18 protein-coding genes are annotated in these 15,398 nt (G+C 52.1%); 9 read left to right on the top strand and 9 right to left on the bottom strand.

Annotated features, from left to right (window positions below; translation table 11 throughout):
- Positions 1-3 precede the first annotated feature (3 nt).
- From EHV07_RS19735 to fliP, 5 genes are read right to left on the bottom strand one after another with little or no spacing between them, the layout of a single operon-like run.
- The gene (locus tag EHV07_RS19735) at positions 4-2,100 is read right to left on the bottom strand and encodes a flagellar biosynthesis protein FlhA (protein ID WP_147199843.1); all 2,097 of its coding nucleotides are present in this window, start codon (positions 2,098-2,100) and stop codon (positions 4-6) included.
- A complete protein-coding gene (gene flhB, locus EHV07_RS19730) occupies positions 2,087-3,220 on the bottom strand; it encodes a flagellar type III secretion system protein FlhB (RefSeq protein WP_147199842.1) in 1,134 nt (377 codons plus the stop codon). Before flhB ends, EHV07_RS19735 begins: the two co-directional genes overlap by 14 nt.
- On the bottom strand, positions 3,217-3,990 hold the full coding sequence (fliR, locus tag EHV07_RS19725) for a flagellar biosynthetic protein FliR (RefSeq protein WP_147200678.1): 774 nt from the start codon (positions 3,988-3,990) through the stop codon (positions 3,217-3,219). Before fliR ends, flhB begins: the two co-directional genes overlap by 4 nt.
- Positions 3,991-4,000: 10 nt before the next feature.
- The gene (locus EHV07_RS19720) at positions 4,001-4,273 is read right to left on the bottom strand and encodes a flagellar biosynthetic protein FliQ (RefSeq protein ID WP_147199841.1); all 273 of its coding nucleotides are present in this window, start codon (positions 4,271-4,273) and stop codon (positions 4,001-4,003) included.
- On the bottom strand, positions 4,270-5,070 hold the full coding sequence (fliP, locus tag EHV07_RS19715) for a flagellar type III secretion system pore protein FliP (protein ID WP_147200677.1): 801 nt from the start codon (positions 5,068-5,070) through the stop codon (positions 4,270-4,272). The genes EHV07_RS19720 and fliP overlap by 4 nt, the downstream gene beginning before the upstream one ends.
- Positions 5,071-5,577: 507 nt before the next feature.
- On the opposite strand from fliP, the gene EHV07_RS19710 reads away from it, so the two are divergent.
- Genes EHV07_RS19710 through EHV07_RS19690 form a run of 5 tightly spaced genes read left to right on the top strand, consistent with a single transcriptional unit; the run spans position 5,578 to position 9,608 of the window.
- A complete protein-coding gene (locus tag EHV07_RS19710; protein ID WP_371419650.1) occupies positions 5,578-6,576 on the top strand; it encodes a sigma-54 interaction domain-containing protein in 999 nt (332 codons plus the stop codon).
- A gap of 20 nt (positions 6,577-6,596) precedes the next feature.
- Entirely contained in the window at positions 6,597-6,947 is a 351-nt protein-coding gene (locus EHV07_RS19705; RefSeq protein ID WP_147199839.1) for a flagellar hook-basal body complex protein FliE, read from the top strand.
- A 7-nt stretch (positions 6,948-6,954) separates the two neighbouring features.
- Positions 6,955-8,175, top strand: coding sequence for a flagellar basal-body MS-ring/collar protein FliF (gene fliF / locus EHV07_RS19700; RefSeq protein ID WP_254446276.1), 1,221 nt, complete (start codon positions 6,955-6,957; stop codon positions 8,173-8,175).
- 58 nt (positions 8,176-8,233) lie between these two features.
- Positions 8,234-8,677 (top strand): flagellar export protein FliJ, encoded by a 444-nt coding sequence (locus EHV07_RS19695; protein WP_147199838.1) that lies wholly within the window; start codon positions 8,234-8,236, stop codon positions 8,675-8,677.
- Positions 8,678-8,714: 37 nt separating this feature from the next.
- The gene (locus EHV07_RS19690) at positions 8,715-9,608 is read left to right on the top strand and encodes a hypothetical protein (RefSeq protein ID WP_147199837.1); all 894 of its coding nucleotides are present in this window, start codon (positions 8,715-8,717) and stop codon (positions 9,606-9,608) included.
- A 76-nt stretch (positions 9,609-9,684) separates the two neighbouring features.
- Here the strand turns inward: EHV07_RS19690 and flgM are convergent, their stop codons facing one another.
- Both flgM and EHV07_RS19680 read right to left on the bottom strand, forming a co-directional pair.
- Positions 9,685-9,945, bottom strand: coding sequence for a flagellar biosynthesis anti-sigma factor FlgM (flgM, locus tag EHV07_RS19685; protein ID WP_147199836.1), 261 nt, complete (start codon positions 9,943-9,945; stop codon positions 9,685-9,687).
- A gap of 106 nt (positions 9,946-10,051) precedes the next feature.
- A complete protein-coding gene (locus EHV07_RS19680) occupies positions 10,052-10,312 on the bottom strand; it encodes a hypothetical protein (RefSeq protein WP_147199835.1) in 261 nt (86 codons plus the stop codon).
- Positions 10,313-10,586: 274 nt separating this feature from the next.
- On the opposite strand from EHV07_RS19680, the gene EHV07_RS19675 reads away from it, so the two are divergent.
- Positions 10,587-11,090 carry a flagellar basal body P-ring protein FlgI gene (locus EHV07_RS19675; RefSeq protein ID WP_147199834.1) on the top strand — a complete coding sequence of 168 codons (504 nt, stop codon included), beginning with the start codon at positions 10,587-10,589 and terminating at the stop codon, positions 11,088-11,090.
- Between the two features lie 64 nt (positions 11,091-11,154).
- On the opposite strand, the gene EHV07_RS19670 is transcribed toward EHV07_RS19675, so the two are convergent.
- On the bottom strand, positions 11,155-11,625 hold the full coding sequence (locus EHV07_RS19670; protein ID WP_147199833.1) for a hypothetical protein: 471 nt from the start codon (positions 11,623-11,625) through the stop codon (positions 11,155-11,157).
- Entirely contained in the window at positions 11,600-12,553 is a 954-nt protein-coding gene (locus tag EHV07_RS19665) for a transcriptional regulator (RefSeq protein ID WP_147199832.1), read from the bottom strand. The genes EHV07_RS19670 and EHV07_RS19665 overlap by 26 nt, the downstream gene beginning before the upstream one ends.
- Positions 12,554-13,028: 475 nt before the next feature.
- On the opposite strand from EHV07_RS19665, the gene fliS reads away from it, so the two are divergent.
- From fliS to EHV07_RS19650, 3 genes are all read left to right on the top strand, one after another.
- Complete coding sequence (fliS, locus tag EHV07_RS19660) at positions 13,029-13,412, top strand: flagellar export chaperone FliS (protein ID WP_147199831.1); 384 nt, start codon at positions 13,029-13,031, stop codon at positions 13,410-13,412.
- A 204-nt stretch (positions 13,413-13,616) separates the two neighbouring features.
- A complete protein-coding gene (locus EHV07_RS19655) occupies positions 13,617-14,315 on the top strand; it encodes a FliA/WhiG family RNA polymerase sigma factor (protein ID WP_147199830.1) in 699 nt (232 codons plus the stop codon).
- 229 nt (positions 14,316-14,544) lie between these two features.
- Positions 14,545-15,144 carry a cupin domain-containing protein gene (locus EHV07_RS19650; RefSeq protein WP_147199829.1) on the top strand — a complete coding sequence of 200 codons (600 nt, stop codon included), beginning with the start codon at positions 14,545-14,547 and terminating at the stop codon, positions 15,142-15,144.
- Positions 15,145-15,398 lie beyond the last annotated feature (254 nt).

The following is a 15,398-nucleotide window of genomic DNA, read 5'->3' as shown; positions in this document are numbered from 1 at the left end:
GGCTCAGGAGACGTGACCCACAATCTGCAAATCCGTTTCCTCCGGGATTTCATTGTATGAGAGCACCGACATGCCGGCAGCAAACTGCCGTGCATAGCAGGAGAGTAACGGTCGCAGCTGAGGCTGCACCAGTAAAACAGCCGTCAGATTCTGTGCTTTTAGCGTCTCCAGCACGACGGGCAGAGCAGACTGCAACCGGCTTGTAACAGTGGGATCTACCGGGAAACTGTCGAGACTGACCGGGCCCGCCTGCCGTGCCTGGCTCAACGCGCCGAGTAGCCGATTTTCCAGTTCAGCCGCAAGCGCGTAAGCCGAAAGCGGTTTGTTATCGGGCGCGATGGCGGCAACCAAACGCCGGCGCAGGGCATAACGCACATCGGAAACCAGTAAAAGGGCGTCTTTCGTCACCGCTGCGCTTGCAACCAGCGTGGTGGCGACAGAAACACTATCTTTCAGTGAAACCTGTTCCTGCAACAGCAGACGATAAATTTTCAGTTGCAGACTATAAGAAAGCGCCTTATTCAAATCATCAGCCAGACGGGGAGCTGTCTCTGCAAGTCGCTGATTGAAAAAGGTAATATCATCGTAATTAAACAGCTCGGGCAGATGCTCGCGCGCCACCTGATGAAGATGCGTGGCAATAACGCTGGCACAATCCACTACCTGATAGCCAAGACTCAGCGCGCTGGCTTTTTCATCCGGCATAATCCAGGTGACGGCCAGGCCACAAGCCGGATCGGTGTCGCGCAGGCCTTCTATCTCGCCATAAAGCGCCGCCGTTGGGATCGCCATTAATCGGTTCGGATGCACTTCTCCCAGCGCCGTTCGTAACCCGTTGACTTTGATCTCATACTGAACCGGCTTCAGGCAGAAATCTTCGTGAAGAGCGATCTCCGGCAGCAGCACGCCGCTGGTTTCCGAGATAAGTTGTCGGACGGATCTTACGCGCTGAGCCAGCGGGGTGCCGCTGGATTTATCCATCAGCGTAACCAGCTTATAGCCAAGACAGAGGCTCAGCGGCTCAACAAGCGGGATGCTCTGCCAGCTGATACCGACGCTTTCATTATCATCTGGCGCCTGCGTGATCTCCTCATCGTTTTGCCGTGCTGGCTGAACCACGCGATATTGCCGCCAGGCAATAAACAGCATCAGCGCGGTAAAGGCGAGAAACACGAAATGGGGCATGCCGGGCACTATCGCCAGCACGAACATGACAAAAGCGGCGGTACACAGCGTGGCAGGCTTTGCCAGCAGCTGATTCTTGATTTCATCGGCAATACCGGCGCTGTCGTCGTCGCTCACACGGGTCACAATGATGGCCGCCGCGGTGGCGAGCAGTAGCGAAGGGATCTGAGCGACCAGTCCGTCGCCAATCGTCAGCAATACATATTGTTCAAATGCCTGGCCGGCATCCAGATTGTGTTTAAAGATCCCGATCAACATCCCGCCAATAACGTTGATCAGCAGGATCATGATCCCGGCAATGGCATCGCCACGCACAAACTTCGATGCGCCATCCATTGCGCCATAAAAATCGGCTTCGTTAGCAACCTCACGGCGACGTAATCGGGCCTGTTGCTGATTAATCAGACCGGCATTGAGGTCGGCATCAATCGCCATTTGCTTGCCAGGCAATGCATCCAGCGTGAAGCGGGCCGACACTTCCGAAATACGCTCGGCACCTTTGGTCACCACCACAAAGTTGATGATCATCAGGATGATAAACACCACGAAGCCCACCACAAAGTTGCCGCCAATCACCACATTGCCGAACGCTTCAATCACTTTACCGGCGGCTCCCACCCCCTCATGTCCTTTCAGCAGCACTACGCGGGTGGATGCGACGTTGAGGGTCAGCCGCATCAATGTAGTAATCAGCAGCAGGGTAGGAAAAACGGAGAAATCCAGCGGGCGTCGGCTGTTAACGCTGGCCAGCAGCACCATAATCGCCAGCACGATGTTGAAGGTGAACAGCACGTCCAGCACCAGTGGCGACAGCGGTAGTATCACCATGGCCAGCACGCAGAGCAGCAGCAGCGGTACGCCAAAAGGGCTTTGTCCCAACAGCGCCACGATCTGGCGGAAATTAAATTTTGGCATGCTTATCCGTTCCGTATTCAGGAATAGGGGTGCGTAAATCCAGCCGGGGCTTTGCGCCTTCTCCCTTCCGCCAGGCCTTTAATTGCATGACGTACGAAAGAATGTGCGCTATCGGCCGAAAGAGGGAGGCAGGAATTTGTTGATTGACGCTTGTGCTGTGATAAATCGAACGCGCCAGTGAAGGAAACTCCACGATTTCAATCTGATGCTGCCGTGCGGCCTTGCAGATTAACAGGGCAGTCTCATCGATTCCTTTTGCCACGATATAAGGTGCGGCGGCCTTTTCGGGGGCATATTTTAGCGCCACCGCATAATGCGTCGGGTTTACGATCACCACGTTTGCCCCGGATACTTTGCTGGATACTTGCCCCATTGCCATCTGGCGTTGCCGCTGGCGCAGGCGGCTTTTTACCTGAGGAATGCCTTCCTGATTTTTAGCATCGTCGCGTACCTCTTTCTTACTCATCCGCAACTTTTTAATAAACATAAAGTGACCGATCGGCAGGTCAATAAAGGCAAACAGCACGATGATGATAATGAACTGCTGCATAATCCCGGCATAGTGCTGAAGAGCGGAAACAATCGCTCCGGTCAGGAAATGATTTTCGAGATCCAATAGCGCGGGGAGTTGCTGAAAAAGGGTAAAGGCCAGCAGCGACAGCAGCACCGTGCCTTTCAGGAGCGTTTTCAGCACCTCATAATAGTGTTGCTGGCTGAACAGCCGTTTTACGCCTGCCAGCGGACTCATTTTATTAAAATCGGGCAGCAGGCGGGCAGGGACGAAGATCCAGCCGCCGGGGATCAGATTAGCCAGGCAACAGACGGTCGGAATGGGGATTAAGGTTGCCAGCACTTTCAAAATAACCAGCACGTTGAGCAACATAAACTCACGTAGCGCGCCTTCGTCGTTGATATGGCTGGCGATCTGACGTAGCGCGATAAACGTGCTGTGCATCAGTTGCAGATAGTAAGGAAAAAAAGCGCTCAGTGTTGCCAGGCCAACGATCAGGCTGGCTGCCGTCCCCAGATCTCTCGAACGCGCGATATCGCCTTGCTCACGGGAGTGGCGCAATCGGTTTTGCGTCGGTTGTTCGCTTTTATCACCGCAGCCTGACATCAGTTCACCTTAAGGTGTTCGAGCTGAGCCAGGATGTCGTTGGTCAGCGAAAGATAATGTTGAGGAATACGGCTGGCGAGCAGCATCAGACAAAGCAGCCCGAACAGCATGCTGACGGGGAAACCAAGCGCAAAAAGGTTCAGCGTGGGCGAAATGCGGTTAAGCAGACCAAAAGTACCCTGCACGATCAGCATAATGATCGCCGCAGGCAGCGCCAGAAGCAGGGCGCTGGCGATCATCCAGCCCACGCCGGTGACAAAATAGCTCAGGGTCAGGGGCGTGATTGCCTGACTAATCGGCCATAGCGCGAAACTTTTGAACAGAATAGTGACCAGCAGCAGATGCCCGTCCATGCTGAAAAACAGCAGCCCGCTAAAAACAGAGACGATTTGGGAAATCACCATGGTCGAACTGCCGCTGCCGGGATCGTTCATCACGGCCATGCCCAGCCCCATACTCATCGATAACAGCGTGCCAGCGGTTTGCAATGCCCAGAACACCCAGTTCAGTATCTGACCGAACAAGAACCCCCACAGCAGCTGTTCAGCGGTCAGCAAGATTGTCTGAGAGCTCATCAGCCTATGCAGCACAACGTTGTGCTCAATCAGCGGGGTGATAATTATGCTGAGTAGCAATGCCAGCCCGAAGCGGGCCTTGCGTGGGAAAGCGTGATGATCGAACAGCGGACAGCAGTGGAAAAAAGCCGTCGTGCGCACCAGCGGCAGCCACAATGCCAGCAGAGGCGTCATCAGATCCTGAAGGTTGATATCCATCACGTGAACGCTATCCGGCCAGCACAGCAGCCTGTTCAAAAATCAACAGGGTGAAATCGATTAGCTGAATAAGCATCCACTTACCCGCAAACACCAATACCAGCATGGTGACAACCAGACGAGGTAAGAAGCTGAGCGTCTGCTCGTTGATTTGGGTCGTAGCCTGAAAAACACTGACTATCAGCCCCGTTATCAGACCCGGCAGAATGGCGACGAAAGCGATGGTCAGCACCAGCTTCAATCCCTGAGCGACAATATCGCCGGCCACATCGAGACTCATCATAATCCGGCAGCCTGAACGCTGTGTGTCAGCGTACCTACAATCAGCGACCAGCCATCGCAGAGCACAAACAGAATCAGTTTGAAAGGCAGGGAGACGATCAGTGGCGAAAGCATCATCATCCCCATCGCCATCAGGATGCTGGCCGTAATCAGGTCAATCACCAAAAACGGGATGTAGATCATAAAGCCGATTTTAAACGCGGTTTTCAGCTCGCTCAGCACAAAAGCAGGCGTAATCAACGTCAAATCCTGCTGTTTAGCGTCGCCGCTGGCGTTGGCGATGGTCATAATCTGTGCCAGCGCAGTGCTGCTGGTCTGAGATAACATAAAGGTCTTTAGCGGGGCAGAACCGAGACTCAGCGCCTGTTGCAGCGAAATCTGCTCTTTCTGGTAAGGCACAACCGCATCCTGATAAATCTTCAGCCCAACCGGCCGCATCACCAGTAGCGTTAGCACCAGCGCGATGCCGGTGAGTACCTTGTTGGGTGGGCTTTGTTGCAGTCCCAACGCCTGGCGCAACAGCGACAGCACGATGATAAAGCGGGTAAAACAGGTCATCATTAGCAGCACGACGGGCAGAAGCCCCAGCAGCGTCATCAGCAGCAGCACTTCAACCTTCACGCTATAGTCCTGACCGCCAGGCGTGGTGGTCGCGCTAAAAAGCGTCAATCCACGGGATTCCGCCAGCGCCGCCAGTGGGCAAATAAGCAGCCCGGCCAGCAGCAGGCCATGCGATAAAAATCTGCGCGGGATAATAACGCGGACTGGATATTTTTTTTGGCAACGGGAAATAGTCATTTTGGTATCAAACAGATAATGCTTATCCGTAAGCAGATGCTGGATATGATAAGAAGGTAGAACCAACTTATTAAATCCCCGCCTTATCATTTCTGAATGTTCTTCGCGATGATAAATCCGTGCCTTATTTTATTTGGGCTTGCAAAGTAAAGCCCGCCTGACGACTTATTAATAATCCCTGGTGTTTTAAAATTTACAGCTTTCAATTTCTCTTGTTTTAAGTGTCGCCTCTCTGCAGAACAACTTGCAAGAGGGGGTTATTCTGACAGCCAGAGAAACGACGACGTAAATTAAACTGCTTATCAGCCTGAATGGCAATCCCTTGGGCATTATTAATTGATTATTAAAAAACGAGAGCTTATCGATGGGTTTCTTGTTAATCCAATGATTGATAAGGGTTTATATTTTAATATCTCATTAATGGGAGATTTGTGTAACGCAGAAAGCGTATGCTGCTCACATCTTAAACAAAGTGAAACGATAACGTTAAACCTGGGAATGCTCTCAATGAAAATGAACGGGGAAGATGAATTCGATAGTGGTTTTATTTCGCATTCTCAATCCAGCAGGGATCTATTATCGCTGGCGCGGAGAGTGGCAAAGTTTAACGTTCCGGTGCTTATAACAGGCGAAACGGGAACCGGTAAAGAATGCGTGGCAAAATATATTCACCATCATGCTTTCTGTAATGGCGCGCCTTATGTCGGTGTTAATTGTGCCGCCATTCCTGAAAATATGTTGGAAGCCATCCTTTTTGGATATGAAAAAGGGGCGTTCACCGGCGCGGTAAGCAGCCAGCCGGGTAAATTTGAACAGGCCAATGGCGGAACGCTGTTATTAGATGAAATTGGTGATATGCCAATAGCGCTACAGGTGAAACTACTGCGGGTATTGCAGGAGAAAAGCGTCGAGCGTTTAGGAAGCCATAAATCTGTTTCGTTAAATATCAGACTGATTGCCTCGACCAATAAGGATCTGGAAGCGGAGATCATGGCAGGGCGGTTCCGTCAGGATCTTTTTTACCGGCTTTCCGTGGTGCCTGTCCAGCTCAAGCCACTGCGCGAAAGAGTGGAGGACATCGTCCCGCTTGCTGAATTTTTTATCCGTAAGTATCAGGATTTTTGCAGCAGCAAACCTCATCTTACCGACAGCGCGCGCAGCTATCTGCAACGCTATGAATGGCCTGGCAATGTACGTGAGTTGGAAAATGCGGTGCAGCGTGGGCTGATTATGTCCTGCGGTACGCCGCTGGATGAACGTTGCTTTGGCCTGAACCTGAAGCCGCAGCCCGCTCTGACTTCCGATGACACCGGGGCCGCCAGCGTGCAAAGCCCCATCAAACAGCGTGGTCGTATGGCGGAATGCCAATATATCCTGGACTTGTTGAAACGCCATCGGGGTAATAAATCCCAGACGGCGGCGTGCCTGGGCATCACGCCACGGGCATTGCGCTACCGTCTGGCCAGCATGCGTGCGCAGGGTGTCGATCCCAGCTACCTCTCCTGAAAACCACAGGCAAGTAAAACATGGCAGAAAAAATTACCTTCGATATGCATGTCGGACAACGTCAGATGATGGCCGAAATGGCACGAATGCGTGCCGGGGCCAGCGCACTCCCATTGCCGCCGATGGCAAATGGAGTCACCGGCATGCAGCAACCTTCTTTTGGCGCGGTGCTGAATCAGGCTATCAGTCACAGAGATAATGTGCAGCACGCTGCCAGCGTGCAGCAGCCTGCCCAGGAAACAGGACGGCGGGTCGATTCTGCTGCGGCCATGCTGGAAAGTCAGAAGGACAGCGTCGCTTTTTCTGTGCTGGCGCAGGTACGTGACAGGCTTAGTACGGCGTTTGACGACGTCATAAACACGACACTATAGGCTCAACGTGAACGAAAAGATCAGGGCGTGTCGGGCATTTCTGACTGACGAACGTCTTAAAAAGTGGCTGTTGCCTGGCGTGGTAGCGATAGCAGCAACGGCGATTGTTGTGGCAATGCTGTGGCAAAACGATAACCACTACATCCTGCTTTATGGATCACAGGAAAATATCCCTGTTGCGCAGGTCGTGGAGGTTCTCAGCGGCGAGCAAATCTCTTACCGCGTAGAACCCAACAGCGGCAATCTGCTGGTACGTGAAACCGATCTGCCGAAAGCCCGCATGGCGCTGGCATCGAAAGGCGTTGCGGCACATTCTCCGGCGGGTTATGAGCTGATGGACAAAGAGAGCGTGCTTGGCAGCAGCCAGTTTATACAGAATGTCCGCTTCCGGCGCAGTCTGGAAGGTGAGCTGGCGCAAAGCATTATGGCGCTTGATGCGGTTGAATTCGCCCGCGTGCATCTGGGCCTGAGTGAAACCAGCTCGTTTGTCTTGAGCAATAAACCGGACAGCACTGCCTCAGTGATGCTGCGCGTACATGTCGGCAGGCAGCTTAGTGATGAGCAGGTAACCGCTATCGTCAGTCTTGTTGCCGGCAGCGTACCGGGTATGAAGCTGAGCGAAGTTCGCGTAGTCGATCAGCACGGCTCGCTGCTTTCTGCCAGCACAGGAACGAAGCGTCACTCTACTGCGGGCAGTAAAACCCACGGCGATCTGCTGCAACAGATGCGTCAGGAGACGGAACGCAGCCTGGCAAACTTGCTGGCTCCCGTGGTGGGCGCGGACAATTTTCGCATCAGCGTCGTACCCCGGGTGAATTTCAATGAGATTGAAGAGACACGGGAACGTTTTCTTAAGCCGCAACGGCAATCCAGCTACGACCGCGACGTGCGGCATATCCGCCATCCGGGCTATCAGCTGGAAAAGCTGTCGGTCTCGGTAGTGATTAATCGTGCTGCGCCGGCCGTCGCGGCCTGGACGCCGGAAAATCAGGCTCAGGTGCAGCAAATGCTCAATCAGGCGGCAGGGATTGAAACATCACGCGGTGATGTCTTGACCCTCAGCCTGCTGAGTTTCCCTGAAATCAAACCTGACAGCGAGCCGCCGCTGCCGTGGTGGGAAAAGCCAGACCTGATTAACTGGGGGCAGCGTGGCGGTCTCGCGCTGCTGATTCTGTCGGCGCTTGTCCTGCTGCTCAAACGTATCAGACGCCGCCCTGACCGAACGTAAACTGCCAAAGCTTCAGGCTCGCCCTTTTGCCGCCTGAGCCTAATTCTAAGGAAAGAACATGGACAAGAAAGTCGAAAAGCTGGACGTGCTGGAACTGTTACGACAAATGCGCGAAAGCGAACTGGAAGCGGCCAGCGGCAGGCTGGCCCGGCAACAGCAGGTTTGCCAAAGATACAGCAACACTATCAATAAATTAACCAGCCTGAGTGCTCAGGGCCAAAGGCCAGAGAGCGGGAAGGCGACGCTCTCTAACCCGATCCGTTTTGAGGCCGGCATCCAATGCATTATCGACTGGCTGAAGCAGGAACAGGCGCTGGCGCAAATTCGTGAGGAAGCGCTGGCGCAGGAATGGGTTGAGCAGGCCTGCCGGGAAAAATCGCTGAGCCTGATCCTTGAGCGCCAGCGTGCCGCACAACGGCAGTGCCGGGAGCAGTGGGAACAGCAGCGGAGCGATCGTCAGTTGACAGAAATCAGGCTAAGCAGAGGCCGCAACGGCAGGTAAGCCGTTGCTGTTTTTTCACAATGAGTGCAGGAATGAGATGAGCCTTATCGAAAGTTACATGCCCGATTACGTCTTGCGTTTACAAGCGATCCCACACGCTTGTGGCTGCGCTGGCTGTTTTAACGCTTCGCCGCTGGTCCAGCTGCGCTGGAAAAATCAGGTGCGTCACAGCGCCGTGCTGAGCTGCGATAGCGCGGCCCGAGAAATTCTCTGTCACGATAAATTTTTGCAACTGCATATCGGCGAGGCGATAGCTGAAAACCTGCCGCCGCTCTGTTCTGAACTCAGGGCGGTGAATCAGTGTTGTTTGCAACTGCTTACGGTGAACCAGGCGGATCCCTGTTTTTTTCTGTTTCAGCTGGGGCGTTTTCTCACAAAAATGCAGCAACGACAGAAAGGTAAATCCGGGTTAACGCTGATGGACGAGCTGCTGCATCCGGGTCAGCAGCGCCAGTCCGCCGCTGAGTTTTCTGAAGGGAAAAATGGTGCAGGTTGTAAGATGGCGGCGCTGCGGACGTTAGGCCAGCTAAATATTCAGGCTAATATTGCCGGGCACTACAGTGAGGCATTATCACGGCAGCTTTCAATACTGGCCCTGTCATCCGACGATTGTCTGCAACACCACTTGCGGTCGCTACAGCAGCAAAGCCTCGGCTGGCAAGCATTGCCGCGAATACTGGCCAACTTTCTCGGTTATGAGCTTTATCACAATGTGTTTCCCGGCAGCAATAGCGCCGAATGGCAATTTGCTTTTGCCGATCTTTGCCAACATTTTTTCCAGCTGAAGATGCTTTGTGCGCTCTGTATGCAGCTTAACGTGCCGCTGGATACGGTCAATATCAGCGCGCTGTTTGCCGCCTGGCAGCGCGCCCGGCCACAACGCGTTTTCACCGCAAATCCCGCCGTTTTCGGCATCGCATTGCTGAAATAACGGATATTTGCGGATCATGATAAAGGGTCAAGAATAAACGCCAGGCTGCCCGAGATCGTACAAAAGCCGCTTTGGCTTATCGCCGATAGTAGTCCATCATGGCTTTAGCCAGCACGTTACCATCCAGCGAAAGCGTTCCGTTTTCCAGTGCGGCTTTCATCTCGCTGACCCTGGCCAAATCCACCTCCGGCATCGCTTTTAGCGCCTGCTGCGTCTGGCTGACCAGGCCTGTTTCAGCAATCGATACGGCTGCCTGGCCGGGACTCTCCACCGCGCTGGCGATAACCTGATTGATCGGGCTGGTCGTATGAATAAGATTTTCTGCGGAAATTTTCATCGTGTTTTCTTTTTTTGTTCAGAGAGTTATCAACGTTACCTTGCTGAAAGCGACCGTTTAAATAACTTCTTAATCAGATAATCCCTTTTTTCTCTCATAATGGGATTTACCGATTTTTATTGCTGCAAAACCACACCATCATCGCTGCGGCAATGTCTGCTGAATCCGCAGGGATTTCGTTGCGTTGCAGCGCCAGCTGCATTGACGCAATACGCCATTCACTGATTTCGGGGAACTCTCGCAGCCTGACCTGAAAGCCGAGCAAAACCGGCAGATCGGCCCGGAGCTGCGCTACGCTGAATGCCTGGCGTAGCAGAGGTGCGGTTTGTTTTTGGGCGCAAGCCCGGTTAATGCTTGAAATTTTCATCCTGCTGTTTTCCCTAACGTCATATTTCTACAACTCTAAGACGTCAGGTATTTGGGGAACTTAAAGGATCAGGATCGGCGTGCTGACAACGCTGGCATATTGGCTTTCATATTACCGGGAAGGCATAGATCGCTAACATTTTGTCTCTGTCCGAGCCAGAAAGCAGAAGCTTAGTCCCGCCCGTGCATTAACGAAAGCATAAGGCCTGCCGCTTATATTCCCCACTCAGCAGCTAACAGGCTGCTTTAATCCTTTTTCGCTCTAAGGTTTGGCAATGACGCAATCACTCACATTTTTTTTGCTGGGGGCAATGCTAACGATGGGGCTTGCCCAGGCACAGTCCCGGCATACCCCCGTATCGTTTAATACGCCCGTGGATCCCACTTTTACGCCTCAACAAAAAGCGTTATCTCTCCGTGCAGGTAAAAAGCCCGCTCGTGTGGTTTTTAATGCTCGTACCGGCACACTGGTAGCGGGCAAGGAGATTAGGGTACATGCCGCAGCGATCTCGCATGGGCATTTGCAGGTAATCATCCGGGAAAGCGGAAAGATTCACCCTTCCGGCATGCCAGGCGGGAGTAAAACTGCCGTTACGGCAGCCGGTGAAATCGTTATGCATCGTGGCGCGGGTCAGAAAACTATCTTTTCCACAAGTACCCACCTGCGCAGCATTGTCGACACGCTTAACAGCCTGGGGACTTCACCGAACGATACGCTGGCCATCCTTCAGGCGCTAAAAGAGGCGGGCGCGCTTGATGCAGAACTGGTGGTGATATGAGCCGGGCACTGGCGGGCCAGACCCGCCTCTCCGGCAGCAGAGTCTGTAATATCCTGAGCGGTAGTTAAAGATTACTGAAAATTTGCCCGGTTGAAATGGCGGTAATTTCACCCTCGGCAGAACGGATCCGGCTAAAAAAGATCTTTTCCTGCTCAAGGTAGCTCAGCACGCTGGAGATCATTAATCCGTCATTTCTGTTAGTGATATAGACCGGCTGATAATCGTAGATTAGCCCTTGCGAGGTGGCGCCCTTGAGCATCATGCGCACTTTAATCTGTAAACGGTTGTCGTCCGGGTTATAAAGTTTCAGCATCACTGTTTTATCGCTGGCTTCAAAATGAAGATTATAGAGCTCGCTGTTTTTAGACAGCAGATCGTAATATCCCATCTGAAAATTGGACGGATTAGCGCTGGCGCGACCTTGAAACAGCTGCGCGTGATACATTGATGAACAAAAAAGATCCCTGACGACTGCTGCGCCGATCAGCAGCAGCGTTAGCAGCATCAGGCTAATTGACGCAGTTCGCCATTTCATTTATTTCTCTCTCCGTTTCCCGATAAATCAGTGCGTTGAGTTGAACTTCATCGCTGCGAAACTGGGCAATATTCATCGCCAGCTGGCGACGAGAACAGCCATCGTTGAGGACCAGCGTGTAATTCAGGGTAGTGGCAGTGGCCTGGAAGTAGACCTGCATTTGCATCTTCTGGGCCATTAACAGCGCGTTGATGGCGAAAAGTGAAGGGCTAAGCCGTTTATTTATGTTTTCTCCGGCGTTCAGCGTATAAATATGAATATTGCTGTACGTGCCGGACGCCTGTTCAGTCACTTGCAGGGCGGGCGTGGTTTGCCGTACCAGAAAAATCAGCGTTAACAGTAACAATGCCGCCTGCGCTAAACACATACCACGCCAGAATCGGTTGTGCTTTTTCTGTAGAGCCTGGGTCAGCCTGGCGCTTTCTTTTTGTGACTCTTTTTGCCATTCCTCATGGGCGCTGGCAAGAGCGTGAGTTTGCTCGCCGCTTCCGTCCTGCACTTCAGAAAAGGCTAACCTTTCCGCTTCAGGTCCGTTTTCCGCTTCAGGCTCAGTGAGCACGGAAGCGGAAAACGCTGGCGTTTCTGTGGCGTACTCTTCGTCCCGTATAAAATCGCAAAATTCTGCTTCCAGGATATAGCCTTTTTTGGGGATGGTTTTAATAATACGCTGTTGTTTACCATCATCTTCCAGCGCCACGCGTAAGGCATGAATAGCGTTAGGCAGGCTGTTATTACCAATGACACGCCGCTCCCAAACCAGCGTATTCAACTCCTCACGCGTCAGAATTTTACCGGCGTGTTGAACCAAAACAATCAGCAGTTTCAGCTGATATTCACCCAGACGTCGCTGTTCACCCGTCAGCTGATGGATCAACGAACCTGAACGCATATCAATCAACCAGTGATAAATCACACATTGAGAAGTCATAACGTTGATATCCAAAAAGCCGATCGTTTGAACAGGGCAATATTTTCACTGACTAAAATAAGTTGTTCAACGTTTAATGAAATTTAGGGAATAAGATAACGCCTTCATTAAGGAGATGTTTATTATTGTAAGCTTTATGATGCCATTAAATTATTTTTATCTGATTAATTGTTAATTAATAGATTTCTATTTGTTAGTTAATTATCCACGCTATTCATTGTCCAGGCTGCACCGCTGTTAATAGAGAAGGCAGCACAGAGGACGTTCGCTAAAGAACGCTGGTTTTTTCCGCCCATCACCCATTTTCTTCCGCTCTGAGCGGAAGGGAAACTTCCTCTTTAATTATTAATTATATGATAAATATCCTTTTTTTGATCTGGCATGGGCTTTGCAATTAATGCCCGGCAGCCTGAGCCAGGGCCGGTAAAGGGATGCCTGAAAATAGGTTAATTATCGATTTATAACGGAGTGTGAAATGGATAAAGCAAACAGCGGCTTTACGCATGACCAAACGACTGATTTGGCAATCCGTACAGCGGCATCCGTGCCGCATCAGCGGGTATTAATGATGTTTAGCGGCTTGCTGGACGAACTGACGCGCGCAAAAAACCATATCGAAATGCGGCGTCTGGAACGTAAGGCGGAGAGCCTCAACAAATGTATCGACATTCTCAATGCGCTAACCAGCGCGCTCGATTTTGACAACGGTGGCGAAGTGGCGCTGCGGCTGGCCGGGCTTTACGACTATTGCGTTTACCGCCTGTATGACGCCAGCCACCATCTGGCCGTTGAGCAAATTGAAGAAGTAGAAGAGATCCTGCACGCCATCCTGGAAGGCTGGGAAGGGATGGCAGGCTAAGGCATCAGGTGGAAACACGGCCTGGTCGGGCGCGGCGCACGGAAAAGCCGCAGCCAAAAATCAAAGGGATTCACCGTTGATATTTTCAGGTCAATGGCTCACATCAATGCTCGCCATTTGCGGGCTGTAGAGCGACGTCAGCTGAAGATGCAACGCTACCGGGCGCTTTTAAGGCGCCACCCTCTTAAAAATGGTCTTTCAGTCATGTCACATCAGGAAATATTTAAAGAACTGCCTTCCCTCACGCCGACGGAAGAAAGCCAGTATATGCAGCAATGGCTGCCGCTGGTTAAGCGAATCGTTCGCCAGCTGGCTCCGCAAGCTAACAGTATGATCGACAGGGAAGATATTGAGCAGATTGCACTAATGGGTCTGCTGGAAGCGCTTCGTCGCTATGGCCGTCCCGATGAGAAATTTGTTGGCTATGCTTCTCAGCGCATTCGCGGTGCCGTACTTGATCAGTTCCGGCAGCATGACTGGCGGCCGCGCAGCCTGCGTCAAAAAACGCACAAGCTCAATGACGGCATCAGGGAGCTGACTCGTCGTCTTGGGTGTGAACCTACTGAAGAACAGATTCGTCAGGCGCTTGATCTGACGCATGAGGAATATCAGGAATATTTACTGCTTGATAACGCCAGCACCATGGAGAGCTTCGACACGCTGCTTTCAGGAGAGGTGCCGGGCTATACGTTCGCGGGGCGTCGCCTGGAGGATGAGGTGGAAATTCAGCGCACGCTGGCACTGGCCATTGATAGCCTGGATTCGCGAGAAAAAGTCATTCTTAATCTTTATTATCAGCAGGATATGAGCCTGAAAGAAATTGCGCTGGTATTGGCACTGACTGAAGCGCGTGTCTGCCAGCTGAACAAGCGTATCGGCGAAAAGATAAAAGCTTTTTTCTAAATGCTCAAACTGGCTGGGGAGTGGCCGCTCTTGATCATACCCACTCACCGGCTGGCTTTGCTTGCCGGGCGGCTGACGCGTAAATAAGTTTAGCTTGATTTGACTTAAGTTGCGTAAAATTAGCAAGTTATGTGATCTGCCGCGAGCGAAGGGCATTGCAACTTTAGCATCAGGTGCCACAATTAATTAACAGTACTTCGATCCTCTACCTGATGTCAGGAGACGCTTTATGCAGCCCCATGCTGGTAGTTTGCTTGCCATGATGTCCTTTGCTGCCGGCACTTTTTCTGCCGGCTCGTCAAACAACCCGCAATATCTGACTTTTCAGCCGGTCAATGGGGTGCCAAACAACCCTTTGCCGTTGATTATCTATCCGCAGGTCGTGCCGGAAGAGATTGAAGAAGAAGATATTGCCCACTATTTTGAGGATCTGTTTGCCCGGCATCAGTGGCCACCCGCCTGGCGCTATCCGGTCTACACCTATACCCATTATCACCCTAATACCCATGAGCTGTTGGGTATCGGCGCCGGTTGGGCGCAGATCCTGTTCGGCGGTGAAACCGGCAGGGCGGTGACGGTTCATGCAGGAGATGTTGTGCTGATCCCGGCAGGCGTGGGACATCATCAGCTCGCCGCCAGCGAAGATTTCTTTGCCGTCGGTGCTTACCCTAAAGGAATGAAACCCGAAACGTGCCGCGATAACGATGCTGATTTAGAGCAGTCGCTGCTCGCCATTAAGCGCGTTCCTCTGCCTGAACACGATCCCGTAACGGGGGGAGAAGGGGCCGTAACGAATATCTGGCATCCGCTGGCGAACCCGCCTGCCTGACCTTTCATGCTTTTTTCTGCTCGCCCTTTCTGTTCAGCAGAAAGGGCGCTGACAAAAACGCCTCTTTTTTCTGCTTCTTGTCTCTCTGCATCGCTCTCCACAAAAGGCCGATTTTCCGCACTGCGGCTGTAAGCGGATATTTCACTCGCCGTCGCGGCGCTAATAAAAATTTTCACTGGCAAATTACGGTACCAGTCATTACTGCTGAATAACGTTGGTAAAACAGTTTTCGGTTATAGCGGCTAGCGAATAAT

Source organism: Pantoea sp. CCBC3-3-1 (assembly GCF_007981265.1).
Lineage (GTDB): Bacteria > Pseudomonadota > Gammaproteobacteria > Enterobacterales > Enterobacteriaceae > Erwinia.
This window is presented reverse-complemented; position numbering and strand designations above follow the sequence as displayed.

Coding starts and splice junctions, on each gene's coding strand:
- EHV07_RS19735 (WP_147199843.1), bottom strand. CDS start 2,100: ATGCCAAAATTTAATTTCCGCCAGATCGTGGCGCTGTTGGGACAAAGC.
- fliR (WP_147200678.1), bottom strand. CDS start 3,990: ATGGATATCAACCTTCAGGATCTGATGACGCCTCTGCTGGCATTGTGG.
- EHV07_RS19720 (WP_147199841.1), bottom strand. CDS start 4,273: ATGATGAGTCTCGATGTGGCCGGCGATATTGTCGCTCAGGGATTGAAG.
- fliP (WP_147200677.1), bottom strand. CDS start 5,070: ATGACTATTTCCCGTTGCCAAAAAAAATATCCAGTCCGCGTTATTATC.
- EHV07_RS19710 (WP_371419650.1), top strand. CDS start 5,578: ATGAAAATGAACGGGGAAGATGAATTCGATAGTGGTTTTATTTCGCAT.
- EHV07_RS19705 (WP_147199839.1), top strand. CDS start 6,597: ATGGCAGAAAAAATTACCTTCGATATGCATGTCGGACAACGTCAGATG.
- EHV07_RS19695 (WP_147199838.1), top strand. CDS start 8,234: ATGGACAAGAAAGTCGAAAAGCTGGACGTGCTGGAACTGTTACGACAA.
- EHV07_RS19690 (WP_147199837.1), top strand. CDS start 8,715: ATGAGCCTTATCGAAAGTTACATGCCCGATTACGTCTTGCGTTTACAA.
- flgM (WP_147199836.1), bottom strand. CDS start 9,945: ATGAAAATTTCCGCAGAAAATCTTATTCATACGACCAGCCCGATCAAT.
- EHV07_RS19680 (WP_147199835.1), bottom strand. CDS start 10,312: ATGAAAATTTCAAGCATTAACCGGGCTTGCGCCCAAAAACAAACCGCA.
- EHV07_RS19675 (WP_147199834.1), top strand. CDS start 10,587: ATGACGCAATCACTCACATTTTTTTTGCTGGGGGCAATGCTAACGATG.
- EHV07_RS19670 (WP_147199833.1), bottom strand. CDS start 11,625: ATGAAATGGCGAACTGCGTCAATTAGCCTGATGCTGCTAACGCTGCTG.
- EHV07_RS19665 (WP_147199832.1), bottom strand. CDS start 12,553: ATGACTTCTCAATGTGTGATTTATCACTGGTTGATTGATATGCGTTCA.
- fliS (WP_147199831.1), top strand. CDS start 13,029: ATGGATAAAGCAAACAGCGGCTTTACGCATGACCAAACGACTGATTTG.
- EHV07_RS19655 (WP_147199830.1), top strand. CDS start 13,617: ATGTCACATCAGGAAATATTTAAAGAACTGCCTTCCCTCACGCCGACG.
- EHV07_RS19650 (WP_147199829.1), top strand. CDS start 14,545: ATGCAGCCCCATGCTGGTAGTTTGCTTGCCATGATGTCCTTTGCTGCC.